This window comes from bacterium (assembly GCA_030247525.1).
Lineage (GTDB): Bacteria > Electryoneota > JAOADG01 > JAOADG01 > JAOADG01 > JAOTSC01.
The window spans coordinates 1-14,363 of sequence record JAOTSC010000007.1 but is presented as its reverse complement, the minus strand read 5'-3'; the positions used below and the strand labels follow the sequence as shown (position 1 = coordinate 14,363).

Genomic DNA, 14,363 nt, shown 5'->3' with positions numbered 1-14,363 from the left:
CTGTCCCCCCAGTTTCGCTTGCTGTTCACCAGACTTGCGATTACCTTCCTTCGTTTCCCAAGGAGAAATGAAATGTTCAAAATGATTGTGTTTTACCAGAAACCATCCGACGTCGAAGCATTCCTGACTCGCTACAAAAACGGTCACATCCAGACCTTGCAAGCGTTGCCGGGGATGACCTCGTTTTCGCTCAACATCGTCGATAAATCGATTATCGGCGAAGCGCCGGTGTGGGCGTATGCGGAAGTCTGTTTTCCCACGCTTGAGGCGATGAAAGCGGCAATGAAGTCACCGGAGATGATGATGTGCGGACAGGATGCAATGCAATTTGCCGCGAGCATCATGACCGTTACCACCGGACATGAGGAGGCGTTGTCGTGACCCGTCGTTATGTCGGAAAGTCGCCGGAGGAGTTAGGTTTCGAGAACCTCATCTATACCAAAGTCGATGGTGTTGCAACCGTAATGATCAATCGGCCGAAGGTGTTCAATGCGTTGAATTGGCAGACGTTGCGCGAACTTGCCGCCGCCTTTGAGGATGTTAGTTGGGACGATACGATTGGGGTGATGGTGTTAACCGGAGCCGGAGAGAAGGCGTTCTGCACCGGCGCCGATCTCGACGAACAGACCAACGAATTTCTCGAACGACCGCGCGACTACTGGAAGTGGATGGGCGCATTCATCGAAGCGCATGAGCGACTCAAGAACATCGGGAAACCGACGATTGCGCGATTGAACGGCATTGTTGTCGGCGGCGGCAATGAATTTAACATCGCCTGCGATTTCGCCGTGGCAGCCGACGATGTGTACATCCGCCAAGTCGGGCCCGCACGTGGGAGTGTTCCAGCGGGCGGCGCAACCCAATGGCTGCCGCTGATTATTGGCGACCGTCGCGCCCGCGAGATGCTCCTGTTATGTGAAGAACTCGATGCCAAGAAAGCGCACGAATGGGGTCTCATCAACGAAGTGGTTCCCCGGGAAGAACTCGATACCGCCGTCGATATAATGGCGAAAAAGCTGTTGCGGCGGTTGCCGAATGTCACCCGTTACACGAAGACGCAATTGAATTTCTGGCGCGATCTCTCGTGGGGACTTACGGTGCAACATGCCCGCGATTGGCTTGGCGTTCATACCGCCTATCCGGAAATTTACGAAGGGATGCGCGCGTTTCAGGAGAAGCGACAACCGAACTACCGAGCTGTCCGGGGGCAATGGGAAAACGACGATTCTCCCGAATATCTCTGGGGTGCGCCGACTGTGGTTTGTTCCGTATGTAAGATGACTTGCCCCTCCCGTTCCAACTATTGTCCCCATTGTGGACATAAATTGGGTGATAGGGAATAGGGGATAGAGATGTAGGGGCACTATTCATTGCGCCCGTCTTTTTGGTAATCGGGTTCGATCAATCGAACTTCTACTTGGTGAATCCATGGCTTTACAATTTCTCATTGTAACGATGCATGACACAGTCGCCCTCGTCCAACTGAATCGACCGAAGGTGTTGAATGCGCTCTCGCTGCAAGTAATGGACGAGTTGGTCACGACCTTCGAGACGCTTGATCGGGATGAGAATGTCCGTTGCATCGTCTTGACCGGAGATGACCGCGCCTTTGCCGCCGGCGCCGATATCGAGGATATGGCGACTGCGACGCCGATCGATATGCAAACCCGCGACCAATTCGCCAAATGGGATCGTATCCGCCGCAACAAGAAACCGATCATCGCCGCCGTAAACGGTTTTGCATTGGGCGGTGGTTGCGAATTAGCGATGCTCTGCGACCTCATCATCTGCGGCGAGAATGCTAAATTCGGACAACCGGAAATTTCGCTTGGTGTGATGCCGGGTGCAGGTGGTACCCAACGTTTGACCCGGGCGGTGGGGAAAGCGCTCGCAATGCAGATGGTACTGACTGGACGGATGATAACGGCACAGGAAGCTTATAACGCCGGACTTGTAGTGAAAGTCGTCCCCCCTGAATTCACGGTAAAGGAAGCGCTTGCCATCGCAAAAGAAATCGCAGCAAAACCACCGCTTGCCGTACAGCTCGCGAAAGAATCGATCAATGCCGTGTATGAAACAACGCTACAAGAAGGACTCCTGCTCGAGCGGAAGAATTTCTATCTCTTGTTCGCAACACAAGATCAAAAAGAGGGGATGTCCGCATTCCTCGAGAAACGCAAACCCAAGTGGAGTGGGAAGTAATTTTTTCAAAAGCTAAAAATAGATAGAACTCTCGAATTACATCAAATTACTATTGATACATAAAAAAGGGCGGATGCCATCCGCCCCTTCACTTTTACTAAGACGTTAACAAAAATAAATCATTCCCACCCAAACATCTTCTCCATGCGGTGTGCGCCAATCGGTTTTGTCGACCAGAATGATTTCAACCACTGCCGATAGATTTTTTGCATTTGGGCGTTATCGGCGCCGTCGAACATAGACTCGATCAAGAGCGATAACAGAAATTCCGAACTCATTGTGTATTGTTGGACATACGAGAGCACCGGACTACCGCTGTAGATTGCTTGGTACACTTTTTCGCACTTTTCCGAAAGCAGCGCCACGAGATACTCATTCGCATCGGCAGTCACTAAGATCCATTGCCGCGACGGCCAATCCTGTACCAACCGCTCGTTCCGGAATACGACCGTTTTCGTTACCTTGAGTTTGACCGGTTCATATAACAGCGCAGCCACCTTGACCCCGCGCTCATGCGCCTTTTCCAACGCGTCACGCAACACCAGCAGCGGGAGTGGAAAGACATCGACGTTAATGCGATCCTGCGCAGCGTTAATCATCGCAATCGCCCGCTCATACACCTGCTCGACTGTAGTAAGATGATAAATCCGGTCGTCCCAATCCGATACCGGTACTTTCCGTAACTGCGTTTCCGCTTCGCTGCAGCGTTGTTGGAACGACCGCTTCAATTGCTCTAACAATTCCTCGTAGGGTACAGCGCGGCAGAGTTTGGAATCCCCTTTATCGAGAAACACCGCACTCTTCCGCACTAAAGCGTCGACTGCGCGATAGACGTACGGTGCCGGTTTTCCCAATTGTTTGGCGATAGCATAGCCAGTCTGGGGAGAAGTCTCCAGTAAACAGACATAGACCTCCGCCTCCATTTGGGTGAAGCCTAACTCGATGAGTGCCGATAACGCCGACATTTCTTCTTCTCCTATCCTTTCAGCGCTGATGATAAAACTTGGTTGAGAAAGTAATGCAATTCGTAAAACAGTTCCACTTTGCTACGAAAGTGATGACAGTCACGGTGCAATTCTCCAATTCTCATTTTTTTTGGGGATTTCCCTTGACATGAATTTTAACAAGTTGTATACTCTGGTAGCATTACTACCTGATAATAGTAATATAATGCTTTTTCTTCACTCTTGCTATCGGAGGTATCGTGAAACGAAACATCCAGACGTTAACGCTAAGCATCGCGTTAGCTATACTCCTTCTTGTCGCAAACAGCGGACAAACTGCCGTCATTTTTACCGAGAACTGCGGGCAATGGGATGCACGGGTTCTTTACTACGCTACTGGCAACGGGTTACAGTGGTGGTTTGAACGGGACGGTGTCACTGTGCAGGCGACCGAGTCAATCGCAAACCGGGATCGGGTAAGTGTCGTGGACATGTCACGTAACCCGATCACAAACAAGGCGCATGCCTACCGCATTTCGTTTGAGGCATCCTCTCCTCAGAAATCGGCCGGGAAGTCGGTGATTGTTGATGATCGCGTTGGTTGGAACAACAACTACTTTTTGGGCGATGATGCCAAGAAGTGGGCTACCAATGTTCCGAACTATCGCAGCCTCACCTACCCGGATGTTTGGCCCGGAGTGGACATTCGTTACCACGAACAAGATGGAAACCTGAAGTACGACATCGTTGTTGCACCCAATGCCGACCCATCGCAAGTTCGTTTTCGTTATCAAGGATTGAATGCGCTCACGATTGACCAACAACGAAATGAATTGGTCTTGAACACCAGTGTAAAAAGTCTGCGAGAGTCGATTCCCGGCTGTTGGCAAGGTAGTGGTGTGAGTAAACGCTCCCTTCGGGCAAGCTTTGTTCTACTGGAAGAATATGTTGTGGGTTTATCTTTGCCGGATGGGTATGACCACTCGAAGCAATTAGTTATTGATCCATTCGTTTTTAGCACTGCCGTTGGTGACCCGAATGTATTCGAAGTCGTGCATGATGCCGAAGCCGTTGGCAATAGCGCAATTATGTCCGGCTACACTTCCTCATCGACCTTTCCGGTTACACTCGGAAGTTATGACATATTTTCTAATGGTGGGGTAGATGTCTTTGTCACGAAATTGAGTGGCACCGGTAGTTCGTTGGTCTATAGCACTTACATCGGTGGTGCTGGCGCAGATTACGCCTATGGGATGTGTGATGACAACACCGGGGGAGTATTTGTAACCGGTTCCACTTGGATTCCCGGACAAGTCAATAACTTTCCCACCACTCCAGGTGTTTATCAGCGAGACCCACATGTCAGCTATGACGTCTTCGTATTGCATCTGAATTCTTGGGGAAATGGCCTAATCTTCAGCACATATCTTGGTGCGGATAATCTGGAAGAAGGATGGGACGTTGAGACGGACGGATATGGCGGCGTGATGGTGTTTGCAACGACCAATGATAATGCCTTTCCGACGACACCCAATGCTTATCAACCGTGGCGTCCGAACAATTGGTACAACTTCTTTTCCTATCTCACGAATGATGGTGCAACACTATCATACAGTACTTTCTTTTCCGTTGCCGCCAGTGAAATCGTTTATCATGGGAATGATGTTGCATCACTCATCGGCGGAGTCGATGACGTCTATACAGTAGCTACAACGGCCGGTGCCTACCAGACAACCCAGAACCCAGCCAATATTAACGATGGTTATGTAACGAAGTTTAATCTATCTACCGGACAAGTTATTGCCAGCACGTACTTCGGCTTTAGCGGTATGGACGATTTCTCCGATGCTATCGCAACTGGAAATGGTTCCATCACTTTGGTAGGTGGTACAACAAGTCTTGACGTTCCGGTTACCGGAAATGCCTATCAAACTGCCCGCAGTGGTAGTGGCGATGGCTTGATCGTGCGACTGAGTGAGGACCTCACTACTATTGAATACTGTTCTTACTTCGGTTGTTCCGGTTCCAGTGACAACATTCAAAGAGTAGCACCTGATGGTGTTGGCGGGTTACTGATTGGGGGCGTTACCTACGGTACAGGATTGCCGGTTACTCCCAATGCCGTCCAAACATCACTATCCGGACAAGCCGATTTATTCGCAGCAAGATTCAATAGCAATAACCAATTGCTCTATAGTACTTATCTCGGCAGTAGTCAGTGGGACTCCGATGTTCAACTGGTTGCTCCCTATAACCCATCGGGAATGTTGTTGGCTGGAAACAACGATTATGCCGATTTCCCCACCACACCTGATGCCTACGATCCCACGTTTTCGGGGACGAATAACGATATTTACGTCACGGTACTGGATTACCGTTATGCTCAGATTGAAGTTACGATGGGTGAGATGCCGGTCGGGGTAGGTAGTGGCAAGAGCATGGGTAACATAGCTATCGGCTCTACCATCGATCAAACCTTCATCATTACGAATACTGGTGATATGCAATCTTCGTTGACGGATTTCGAGATTTATGGCTCCGACTCGACGCTGTTCTCATTTCTTGGGGATGTTCCGACACAAGTATTAGCAAACGGAGATACAGCACAGTTCACCATCAGGTTTCAGGCTGATTCGATGGGTGTTCAAATCACAAACATCCGGTTTACTAATCAGGATGCGCTCCGGACGCCATATTACTTTACGCTCACGGCAAATGTCATGGAAGCATGGAGCAATGGCGCTACCGCAAGTTCAACCAATCCTAATGGCGATAATAGTGGGGTCGAGTTTACCCCGACTTTTCCACCGGACCCGAACACCGGCGGTGAACCTCCAGTTGAATTAGCATTTCCCAATCAGGCCCCGGCACGGCATAATCCCGGAAGTGTTACCGCATCCTATACTACGGAACGCCCGTTAGAAGTCCATGCTGTCCAATTCCCGGTCGAGAACACGATCTCCCGATTTTGGACGATTGAAGCATCCGATAACAATTTTGTCAATGCTACACTTATCCTTCGGTTTACTGCCGCCGATCTCCCAGTGGGCATTGCCGATCCGGTTCATGCCTCACCACCGCTGATAGCAGGATATACCACCGATGGCGGGGTGACTTGGGTACTCGCTGCTGGAACCGTCACCGAAGTCGCCCCGGTACCGAGTGGCATCTATGAAATGACGATCACCGGACTGAACCACTTTTCGATTTGGGCATTAGGAAATTCCGGCGTCCTTCCGGTGGAACTCTCTTCTTTCACAGCAGCCGGGTCGGATCGCAGTGTGGTTCTCTCGTGGCAGGTGGAAAGCGAATTGAACAACGGTTTCTATCGCGTCTACCGTTCGACTGACCGGAACGTCATCGGCGAACTGGTTACTATGCTTCCCGGACGCGGCACTTCACCGGAGCCGTATCGCTACACCTGGACCGACTCCCGGGTAACGAATGATGTGACCTATTACTACCGGTTAGCCGATGTAAACCTCGATGGAAACGAACATATCAATCCAATAATCGCCAGTGCGACTCCTTCGCCCCATGCGATTGGAATTGTCCCGCTGAAGTATGCACTGATGCAGAATTATCCGAATCCATTTAATGCAAGCACGGAGATTCGGTTTGCCATCCGCGACGCCGGTTATGTGCGGCTCGCGTTGTACGATGTCCAAGGGAAAGAGGTGGCGCGGTTGGTCGACCGGCAGTTAGCTGCGAATACGTATCGCATGGTATATCATGCATCGCAACTTTCTTCCGGGATATACTTCCTCCGGCTTGATACCCAAAAATTCACAACAACGAGAAAAGTGATGTTCGTAAAGTAGTTCGCTCTCCTCTCTCGAAAAGAAATGAGCGGTGTGCCTTCGGTGCACCGCTCGTTTCATGTTGCGAGTTATGCAAAATAAATAGGGGCGTATGCTTTACGCCCCTACAACTTTTCATGAGTGGTTAACCCGAGTTGGTGGTTACGGGATTCCAATCCCGTACCATTGGATTTGATACAATTGAGTTTTATTTAAAACCGAATTGACGGTCACCTTGCGCACCACCGGCTTGGATCGTTCCGAATTGTTCTTCATACCGCTTGATGTTCTCTTCGAGGGCATTCAGTAACGCTTTCGCATGAGGCGGAGCCAAAATAATCCGCGACTGCACTTTCGCTTTCGGTAGACCCGGCAGCAGGCGGGTGAAATCCAACACAAATTCTGCATTCGAGTGAGTAATCAACACCAAATTGGAATAAATTCCCTCGCCGATTTTCTCGTCGAGTTCGATGGTTACTTGCTGTCCCGGCGCTTGCGGGGGGGTAACTCCATTGCTCATGGTTTTATCTCCTGGTTTAGTCGGGCAACTCGCGAACGAATCCCCTACTTTCATGAATTTTGACGAATTGTTAATAACAAATCGGAGATAACGTACCGCGAAACTATCTTCCAAGCAAATTTCCGCGTACCTTTCTAACAAATCTAACCGGGAAAACGATGCCGAAACTTCTTGTAATCGATGCGATGGCGGGACTCTACCGCAGTTACTTTGCGATGGCGCGAATGCCGCTCACAACGCCGCGAGGGATGAATGTCGCCGCGCTGTATGGCTTCGTCAATACCCTCTTCGCATTAATCGAGCGCGAGCAGCCCGACCTCTTAGTCGTATGCACCGATACCCCGGAACCGACTTTTCGCCACGAAGCCTATGGAGAATATAAAGCGACCCGCGACGAGATGCCGGAAGATTTGCAGACCCAAGTACCGCTCTTGTATCAATTGCTGGAGACGATGCGCATCAAAGTATTGCAAGCGCCCGGCTTCGAAGCCGACGACTTAATGGCAACCCTCGCCACCCGCGCCGCCAAGGAAGGATTCGAGCCGATTATCGTCTCCGCCGATAAAGACCTTGCGCAATTATTACAATTCGAGAAAATTCGCATTCTCTCCCCTTCGCGTACCACCGCCGGGCAATGGAACGAAATCACCGCCGCCTCGGTGCAGGAGAAATATGGGATACCCCCGGAACGACTCGGCGATTGGCTCGCAATGGTCGGCGACACCAGCGATAACGTGCCCGGCATTCCAAAAATCGGCGATAAATCCGCCACTGAGTTACTGAAAACGTTTGGTTCACTCGATAACATTCTGTCCGATGTCGAGAAAATCGAGAAAAAGTCGTGGCGGGAGACTATTGCCGCAAATAGCGAACAAGCAAAACTGTCGCGTTTTTTGGTTGAGTTACGATTCGATGCGCCGGTGCCCGACGATATTTCTGCGCTAACATTCGGGCCATTCGCCGGCAGCGATTTGCAACAACTCCTGAATGAATTGGGGTTCCGTGCACTCCTCAAAAAAGTCGTGGCAGCGACCTCCAGCGATGCAACTGCCGAAGAACGCCATTACGAAACGGTGAATACAGTCGCTCAGTTGGAGGCGATGATACAGGAGTTGGATTCCGCCGATTTTGCCGCACTCGATACCGAAACAACCGGACTCGATCCCAATCAAGCAAATCTAGTTGGGATTTCTATCAGTATTCGCCCGCAACACGCTTGGTTTGTCCATCTCCCATCGTTTGAAGGGTTCTCTTCGGAGCAAACCGAGGAGAACGCAACCATCGTGGAAGGGTCGTTGTTTGGCGAATTATCCTCGCGAAGAAAATTGCCGGCACAATCGTTCGTAATCGAGCAGTTGAGGCCTTGGCTCGAGAATCCCGCGAAACGGAAATGCGGACAGAATTTCAAATACGATGCGCTAATTTTCTATCATTGCGGCGTCGAGGTGGCGGGCTGGAGCGATGATCCGATGCTGATGAGTTATTTACTCGATCCGAATTCGCGTTCTCACGGCATCGATTTATTGTCGCAGAAATATCTCAATCTCCCCAAAATTCCGACCGAAGCGCTCATCGGCAGCGGAAAAAATCAACGTTCGATGGTTGATGTTCCAATCGAGAAAATTACCGAATATGCCGGTGAAGACGCCGACTACACCCGGCGGTTGGCAATTTTGCTGCGGGAACGGTTGGAAGAAGAAAAGTTGACGCACCTCCAAGATGAGATCGAACTGCCGCTTGCGAAAGTACTCTACCGGATCGAGCGTACCGGCATCCGGATCGATCCCCATGTTCTCGCGCAATTGTCCCACACTTTCGCCTCGGAGCAAATGAAACTCGAGGCGGAAGTGCATCGGCTGGTGGGTCACCCATTCAATCTCGGCAGTCCGGCACAGCTCGCTAAGATTCTCTTTGAAGAATTAAAATTGAAACCGGTGCGTAAAACGAAAACCGGCTATTCGACCGATGAAGATGTATTGCAGAAATTAACCCATCAGGACCCCTCGATTCCAATTCCCGGACTGGTCCTGCGTTACCGGATGCTGTCGAAATTGCGCGGTACCTACGTCGATGCGCTGCCGAAACTGATCAATCCAACAACCGGTCGCGTCCACACCAGTTTCAATCAAGCAGTCGCCTCGACCGGACGGCTTTCCAGCACCGATCCCAACTTGCAGAATATTCCGATTCGCAGCGAAGAGGGGGCGCTCATCCGCACGGCGTTTGTTGCCGGACACGACGGTTGGAAAATTCTTTCGGCGGATTACAGTCAAATCGAATTGCGGCTGATGGCGCACCTTTCCGGTGATGAGACTTTGCGGGAAGCGTTCAAACTTGGGTTGGATATTCACGCGGCAACGGCGGCAAAAGTATTTGGCATTCCACTGAGCGAAGTGACCCGCGAACAACGGAGCGTCGCAAAAGGGGTGAATTTCGGTATCATCTATGGGCAAACCGATTTTGGTTTATCGGAAGCGCTCAGTATTCCAATGGATGAGGCAAAATCCTTCCGTAAAAATTATTTCGCAACGTACCCTGGCGTGCGGGCTTACATGGATTCTACGGTCGATTTTGCCCGCGAACATGGTTATGTCGCCACTCTCTATGGTCGGAAACGTCCGATCCCCGAAATCCATGCCGACAACCGGGCGACCCGAGAATTTGCCGAACGGATTGCCATCAATACTCCGATTCAGGGAACTGCTGCCGATGTGTTAAAAATTGCGATGATCAATGTCGATGCAAAATTGGAAAAGTTGCGTCTCGAGAAACATTTCCAAGCGAAAATGCTGCTTACTGTCCACGACGAATTGGTATTTGAAACGCCGCCGGAGGAACTGGACGAACTATCCGAATTGGTGAAACGGGAAATGGAACAGGCAGTCGCGCTCGATGTTCCGTTGGTTGCCGACTTAGGGGTAGGGAACAATTGGTTGGAGGCGCATTAGTTTCGGATTTGTCACAATTCGCTTGACACCCGAACAAAGTTGAGGGATATTACTGGGTACCAATGAGCTTCAGTCATGCCTAATAATTCGTAATTATTTGTTTACAGGTAAGTTGAGCAAAACAGTCATTTATCCTTGCCTTTGCTGTTTTTTTTTTTTGTATCCTTCTCCTGATGGAAATGTTTCCATCGCAAACCAGGAGGTGGTTATGAAGAAGTACCGAGTAATTCTTTTGTCAAGCCTCGCAGTTGTTATTTTTGTAGGCGTGGCGTGGGCATGGACGACAATCTGTGAGCAGTTCATGGATCAATATGGTGTTACCTGCAACGACAACGAGCAGGTTTCTGCCAATTCAAATTATCGAGCCACTCTTGATATGGTTCACACCCAATCGGGAGCAACAGTACATTGCAAAGTGATAAAAGATGGGGTGTCGGTTAAAGATTTCACTTTGAAGACTGGGTCAACCTCCGACGAAACATATTATTTTATGTTTCCTACCACTGGAACATACACATTACAATCGACTAACATTAGCAATCCAACCAATTTGGATGCAATGGTTCATTGGCAAGTCGAGTAGTCTTTCGGTTACTTCGGCTGTTCTGAGAATGGGTGCGTATGAATGGCATATTCTCAATAATATTAATCATTTTCCTTTGTATCGACACGCAGGCTATGATTCGGCGCGTTCCAGAGGAGTACGCATCAATTCTAACAGCCATATCGGCAGCGAATCCGGAAGACACCGTACTATTGGCTCCGAATGATTATCAAACTGGTGTAGTAATCCCGATACATGTTACAATCGCCTCACGATGGATATTCTCTTCCGATTCCAATGATATTTTGAATACAACTTGGCGCGTGGAAAACAACCGGATTCGTGCAGACCATTGTCGTATTACTTTTTCCGGATTGCGTTTTCTTCCTCCAACAACGCCGTATTTTACTGCAGGAGTATTCACCGGTATAGGGTCAGAAGTTCATTTGAACCATTGCTTGGTTGAAGGTGAGTTTGGAAGTACTAACAACTTCTTCGGTGGGTTGTTTCTGGATGCGAACACATTCTACGCAAGCGATTGTCAATTCATCTTTGCTGATACTTCAGGACATTTGCCACTGCTTCGAAGTGATAGTTGTACAACCACGTTCGAAAGATGTTACATGAGCGGTAGAACAACGAGCGGAATCGCGCTTGTAGCAGTTGGGGATGGGTTGTTAACAATCAATAATTGTGTCGCATCGGTGTTTGGTGAAGTGTTCTTTTTTGGCGGTGAATTTTCGATCAACAGAAGCAATTTTAAACATTTTGGTACCCGTGGATTATTCGTCGGTTACAACGGAACAGGGGGAACACAACTCATTCGTGATGTCACTTTTGATTCTTGCCAAGCAACTACGAATTACGGGATTATCCGCGTAACACAAAACACCGACACGGTAATTATCGCTCAGTCAATTTTTCGATATTGTTTCAATGCACAAACCTCCATCATTGAAGCGAATAGTACTCTGAAACTTGATCGATGCCTCTTTTCCGATAATATTCTTACTTGCATTGCAGCGAATGATATATTGATTGACTCATGTCGATTCATCGCAAATCGCGGTAGCGTTTTTCAACGATTTTCTGCAAGTTCATTGGAACATGTTTTTATAACAAACTCCGATTTTATCGGGAATAGTATTCAGTTTACTACTCGCCCCGATCACGTCCCTGAGTTTAGTTCAATCATAGCTCCGAATTGTTATTGGGGCGATCCGACGGGACCGAATCATCCACTGAATCCCGGTGGATTAGGTCAAACCTTACCAGCGTTTGTCAATCCTTTCCCATTCCGGACAACACCGGTATTCCCCGATGTCGCCGCACCGGATCCAATTACTCAAAACGGTGTGATTTTACCGCAACCGTTCCAATTTTCCCTGTATCCGAACCCAACCAATGGGAGTACTACAATTCGCTTCTCCCTACCGCCAACATCGCCGGTAACGGGTGTACTCTTTGATCGTACCGGACGACAAGTTTCGACCTTCTCACTGGATGATGCCAACCGCAGAAATGGTATCTATCCCCTATCCCTTGTGAATACTCCCTCCGGTATATACTTCGTCCGGTTATCGACAGTTAACACCTCAACAACCCAATCGTTGTTGCTTGTTAAGTAATAACAAATTCTTCATTTTGACTCTTCTTTTGCTTTCTTGTATCTTTTCGCCGGTGCAACCAATCGACAATGTGGTGGCACTAATGATTGGTTGCGGAATATTTCACATTAGTAATAATGTCGCAACTTCTGTTAAATACGAATCTTATGAGATCGGATCCCCATGCGAAACATCCCCTGCAATCTGAAAAGGCACACTTGCCTTCTAACCTGGTTCTTTCTAATACTCTTTGGTGCGACAGTACAAGCCGCTACCATCCGTGGCTTTGTCCGCGATCATTCTTCCCGTGAGACCATACCCGGCGCTTCGGTGCAAATTGCTAATACCAACATCGGCACCCCGGCAAATCTCGATGGCTTTTACATCTTGAGTAACCTCTCGGCTGGCAACTACACCCTGCGGTTTAGCGCAATGGGTTATGCTGTGCTCACTAAACCAGTGACCCTTGATGCCAATGCAGTGAAAACCCTCGATGTCGAGTTAGCGGTTACCGGTGTCCAACAAAAGGAAATCGAAGTCATCGGCGAACGGGAAGAGAACGACGAAGGCCGACAAACCGCAAAAGTTTCCTCAGTCGTTATCGAATCGCAGCGCATAAAAAATATCCCGGCGCTTGCCGGAGAAGTCGATATTCTACGGATGATTCAAGCAATCCCCGGTGTGAAATCGACGTCGGATATTTCCACCGGCTTAAATGTTCGCGGTGGCAATTCCGCGATGTGTTTGATTCAGATGGATCAAAGCGCAGTGTACAATCCATCGCACATGTTCGGCATTTTCTCTACATTCAATGGCGACGCCGTCAAGCATCTACAACTGATGAAGGGCGGTTTCTCGGCGGAGTACGGCGGTCGTGCCGGCAGTATCCTCGAAGTCGTCACGAAAGAAGGCAACCGGAATGAAACCAAGGGCAACGTTTCGTTAGGTATCGTCTCCTCCCGTGCCTTGATTGAAGGCCCGTTACCCGGTAAGCAAGGTTCCTATGCATTGTCGGGACGACGTACCTATTTCGATTTCATTCTTGACCCATTGCGGAAAAATGAGGATTTCAAAGACCTTCCCGATTACTACTTCTACGATGCGAATGGCAAATTGAATTGGGACTTTAATGAAAAGACGACACTGACGGTTGCCGGTTACACCGGACTCGACGATATGACAGTAGAGGCAGGCGACGACGATAGTCGTTTCAAGATTAGTACCCAATGGGGCAATCGCACCTTCGCCAGCCGCCTCCGTCATGTAGTGAGTACCGATGCATTTGTCACGTTCGGGTACACGTACAGCCGCTATGCAAGCGACTTCAGTATCTACAACGAAGGCCGACAGATGATGGCATTCACGAATCAATTTCACGACCAGATGTTGCGAACCGATGGCGAATACCACGGCATATCGAATCATACCTTTCGTACTGGTATCGAAGCGCACCGCTTCTCCGTTGTCGTGAAGAGTATGAACGAAAAGACAACGCAAGCGGATATTAACGGACATTCATGGAACATCGCTCATTATCTGCAAGACAATTGGAAACTGGCACCCAAATTGGAAATGAAATACGGTCTCCGCTGGTATTGGCACGAGATGGGGAAATGGACGAAGTTCGACCCCCGGTTAGCGTTTGTGTACCACTACAATCCGATGACCCGTTTCAAGCTCGCGGGCGGTCGTTACCATCAATGGATTGAACTCATCAATGGCGATGCGAGCGGCGCTTCGTTTGAAATCTGGGTTCCCAACGACGGCAGTATCTCGCCAATGTACTCCGATCAAACTG

General features: G+C 49.3%; 10 protein-coding genes. 8 read left to right on the top strand and 2 right to left on the bottom strand.

The window, feature by feature from the left end; all coding sequences use genetic code 11:
* The first annotated feature begins 72 nt into the window (after positions 1–72).
* From OEM52_01460 to OEM52_01450, 3 genes are all read left to right on the top strand, one after another.
* Positions 73–381: an EthD family reductase gene (locus OEM52_01460; GenBank protein MDK9698806.1), complete on the top strand. Its 309-nt coding sequence runs from the start codon at positions 73–75 to the stop codon at positions 379–381.
* On the top strand, positions 378–1,343 hold the full coding sequence (locus OEM52_01455; GenBank protein MDK9698805.1) for an enoyl-CoA hydratase/isomerase family protein: 966 nt from the start codon (positions 378–380) through the stop codon (positions 1,341–1,343). Before OEM52_01460 ends, OEM52_01455 begins: the two co-directional genes overlap by 4 nt.
* An 85-nt stretch (positions 1,344–1,428) precedes the next feature.
* Positions 1,429–2,202, top strand: coding sequence for an enoyl-CoA hydratase-related protein (locus tag OEM52_01450; protein MDK9698804.1), 774 nt, complete (start codon positions 1,429–1,431; stop codon positions 2,200–2,202).
* Positions 2,203–2,321: 119 nt separating this feature from the next.
* Here OEM52_01450 and OEM52_01445 read toward each other — a convergent pair whose 3' ends face one another.
* Positions 2,322–3,167, bottom strand: coding sequence for a TrmB family transcriptional regulator (locus OEM52_01445; protein MDK9698803.1), 846 nt, complete (start codon positions 3,165–3,167; stop codon positions 2,322–2,324).
* A 239-nt stretch (positions 3,168–3,406) separates the two neighbouring features.
* Between OEM52_01445 and OEM52_01440 the strand changes: the two genes are divergently transcribed.
* Entirely contained in the window at positions 3,407–6,967 is a 3,561-nt protein-coding gene (locus OEM52_01440) for a T9SS type A sorting domain-containing protein (GenBank protein MDK9698802.1), read from the top strand.
* 187 nt (positions 6,968–7,154) lie between these two features.
* Here OEM52_01440 and OEM52_01435 read toward each other — a convergent pair whose 3' ends face one another.
* A complete protein-coding gene (locus OEM52_01435; protein MDK9698801.1) occupies positions 7,155–7,466 on the bottom strand; it encodes a DUF3467 domain-containing protein in 312 nt (103 codons plus the stop codon).
* 158 nt (positions 7,467–7,624) lie between these two features.
* Between OEM52_01435 and polA the strand changes: the two genes are divergently transcribed.
* The 4 genes from polA to OEM52_01415 form a co-directional block, all read left to right on the top strand.
* Positions 7,625–10,414 (top strand): DNA polymerase I, encoded by a 2,790-nt coding sequence (polA, locus tag OEM52_01430; GenBank protein ID MDK9698800.1) that lies wholly within the window; start codon positions 7,625–7,627, stop codon positions 10,412–10,414.
* A 208-nt stretch (positions 10,415–10,622) separates the two neighbouring features.
* Complete coding sequence (locus OEM52_01425) at positions 10,623–10,997, top strand: hypothetical protein (protein MDK9698799.1); 375 nt, start codon at positions 10,623–10,625, stop codon at positions 10,995–10,997.
* 95 nt (positions 10,998–11,092) lie between these two features.
* Positions 11,093–12,586, top strand: coding sequence for a T9SS type A sorting domain-containing protein (locus OEM52_01420; protein ID MDK9698798.1), 1,494 nt, complete (start codon positions 11,093–11,095; stop codon positions 12,584–12,586).
* Positions 12,587–12,748: 162 nt separating this feature from the next.
* A partial coding sequence (locus tag OEM52_01415; GenBank protein ID MDK9698797.1) for a TonB-dependent receptor occupies positions 12,749–14,363 on the top strand: 1,615 nt, incomplete at its 3' end.